This window comes from Paraburkholderia ferrariae NBRC 106233, assembly GCF_000685035.1.
Lineage (GTDB): Bacteria > Pseudomonadota > Gammaproteobacteria > Burkholderiales > Burkholderiaceae > Paraburkholderia > Paraburkholderia ferrariae.
In genome coordinates, this window is sequence record NZ_BAYB01000079.1 from 2,501 (window position 1) to 5,521 (window position 3,021).

The 3,021-nt window shown below is 53.9% G+C and carries 2 rRNA genes (1 of these 2 running past the window's edge); both read left to right on the forward strand.

The features are described from left to right. Positions 1–2,697, forward strand: a 23S ribosomal RNA gene (locus tag BFE01S_RS36610) (it extends 183 nt beyond the left edge of the window). A 206-nt stretch (positions 2,698–2,903) separates the two neighbouring features. Beyond that, positions 2,904–3,017, forward strand: a 5S ribosomal RNA gene (gene rrf / locus BFE01S_RS36615). The last annotated feature ends 4 nt before the right edge of the window (positions 3,018–3,021 follow it).

Consider the following 3,021-nt stretch of genomic DNA (forward strand, 5'->3'; position numbering starts at 1 on the left):
GCGAACTGAAACATCTAAGTAGCCGCAGGAAAAGAAATCAACCGAGATTCCCAGAGTAGTGGCGAGCGAAATGGGAACAGCCTGTACTCTTTATCTGAACTGTTAGCCAAACGCTCTGGAAAGTGCGGCCATAGCGGGTGATAGCCCCGTAGGCGAAAACAGATCGGAAGAACTGGGTGTACGACAAGTAGGGCGGGACACGTGAAATCCTGTCTGAAGATGGGGGGACCATCCTCCAAGGCTAAATACTCGTGATCGACCGATAGTGAACCAGTACCGTGAGGGAAAGGCGAAAAGAACCCCGGGAGGGGAGTGAAACAGATCCTGAAACCGCATGCATACAAACAGTCGGAGCCTCGCAAGGGGTGACGGCGTACCTTTTGTATAATGGGTCAGCGACTTACATTCAGTGGCAAGCTTAACCGAATAGGGCAGGCGTAGCGAAAGCGAGTCCGAACAGGGCGTCCAGTCGCTGGGTGTAGACCCGAAACCAGGTGATCTATCCATGGCCAGGTTGAAGGCACGGTAACACGTGCTGGAGGACCGAACCCACTAACGTTGAAAAGTTAGGGGATGAGCTGTGGATAGGGGTGAAAGGCTAAACAAACCTGGAAATAGCTGGTTCTCTCCGAAAACTATTTAGGTAGTGCCTCGTGTCTCACCTTCGGGGGTAGAGCACTGTCATGGTTGATGGGTCCATTGCGGATTACGTCGCCATAGCAAACTCCGAATACCGAAGAGTGCAATCACGGGAGACAGACATCGGGTGCTAACGTCCGGTGTCAAGAGGGAAACAACCCAGACCGCCAGCTAAGGTCCCCAAATATGGCTAAGTGGGAAACGAAGTGGGAAGGCTAAAACAGTCAGGAGGTTGGCTTAGAAGCAGCCACCCTTTAAAGAAAGCGTAATAGCTCACTGATCGAGTCGTCCTGCGCGGAAGATGTAACGGGGCTAAGCCATATACCGAAGCTGCGGATGCACAGTAATGTGCATGGTAGGAGAGCGTTCTGTAAGCCTGCGAAGGTGCACCGGAAGGTGTGCTGGAGGTATCAGAAGTGCGAATGCTGACATGAGTAGCGATAAAGGGGGTGAAAGGCCCCCTCGCCGTAAGCCCAAGGTTTCCTACGCAACGTTCATCGGCGTAGGGTGAGTCGGCCCCTAAGGCGAGGCAGAAATGCGTAGCTGATGGGAAGCAGGTCAATATTCCTGCACCGACGTGAAATGCGATGGGGGGACGGATCGCGGAAGGTTGTCCGGGTGTTGGAAGTCCCGGTTTCTGTGTTGGAGAAGGCGCTTTGGCAAATCCGGGCGCAGGATTCAAGGGCACAGGACGAGCTTCTTCGGAAGCGAAGCAACTGGAAGGGGTTCCAGGAAAAGCCTCTAAGCTTCAGTTTCACGTTGACCGTACCGCAAACCGACACAGGTGGGCGAGATGAGTATTCTAAGGCGCTTGAGAGAACTCGGGAGAAGGAACTCGGCAAATTGGTACCGTAACTTCGGGATAAGGTACGCCCTGGTAGCTTGAGGAGCCTGCGCTCTGAGGGTGAAGGGGTTGCAATAAACTGGTGGCTGCGACTGTTTAATAAAAACACAGCACTCTGCAAACACGAAAGTGGACGTATAGGGTGTGACGCCTGCCCGGTGCCGGAAGATTAAATGATGGGGTGCAAGCTCTTGATTGAAGTCCCGGTAAACGGCGGCCGTAACTATAACGGTCCTAAGGTAGCGAAATTCCTTGTCGGGTAAGTTCCGACCTGCACGAATGGCGTAACGATGGCCACACTGTCTCCTCCCGAGACTCAGCGAAGTTGAAGTGTTTGTGATGATGCAATCTCCCCGCGGCTAGACGGAAAGACCCCATGAACCTTTACTGCAGCTTTGCATTGGACTTTGAACCGGTTTGTGTAGGATAGGTGGGAGGCTATGAAGCGTGGACGCCAGTCTGCGTGGAGCCGTCCTTGAAATACCACCCTGATCTGTTTGAGGTTCTAACCTTGGTCCGTAATCCGGATCGGGGACAGTGCATGGCAGGCAGTTTGACTGGGGCGGTCTCCTCCCAAAGGGTAACGGAGGAGTACGAAGGTACGCTAGGTACGGTCGGAAATCGTGCTGATAGTGCAATGGCATAAGCGTGCTTGACTGTGAGACTGACAAGTCGAACAGGTGCGAAAGCAGGTCATAGTGATCCGGTGGTTCTGTATGGAAGGGCCATCGCTCAACGGATAAAAGGTACTCTGGGGATAACAGGCTGATACCGCCCAAGAGTTCATATCGACGGCGGTGTTTGGCACCTCGATGTCGGCTCATCTCATCCTGGGGCTGTAGCCGGTCCCAAGGGTATGGCTGTTCGCCATTTAAAGAGGTACGTGAGCTGGGTTTAAAACGTCGTGAGACAGTTTGGTCCCTATCTGCCGTGGGCGCTGGAAGTTTGAGGGGGCCTGCTCCTAGTACGAGAGGACCGGAGTGGACGAACCTCTGGTGTACCGGTTGTGACGCCAGTCGCATCGCCGGGTAGCTATGTTCGGAAGAGATAACCGCTGAAAGCATCTAAGCGGGAAACTCGCCTCAAGATGAGACTTCCCCGGGGACCTGATCCCCTTGAAGGGTCGTTCGAGACCAGGACGTTGATAGGTCAGGTGTGGAAGCGCAGTAATGCGTTAAGCTAACTGATACTAATTGCCCGTAAGGCTTGATCCTATAACAGGTGTGTTGCGATGATCGTTAGTGCTTCAGCACTGACGGGCATCTCACCCTGCACGCAGTGCAGGGCTCAAGTAGAGCATACGGTTGAGTGATCCGTGTTGTGCCTGAAACAACACAACCCCAATTCAGCAGCACACTCTTTACGCTTCTTCCCGATTGGCTGTGGCGCGCTTCCAGGCGCGACGCAGCAACCCGTCATGCCTGATGACCATAGCGAGCTGGTCCCACCCCTTCCCATCCCGAACAGGACCGTGAAACAGCTCCACGCCGATGATAGTGCGGATTGCCCGTGTGAAAGTAGGTAATCGTCAGGCTCCT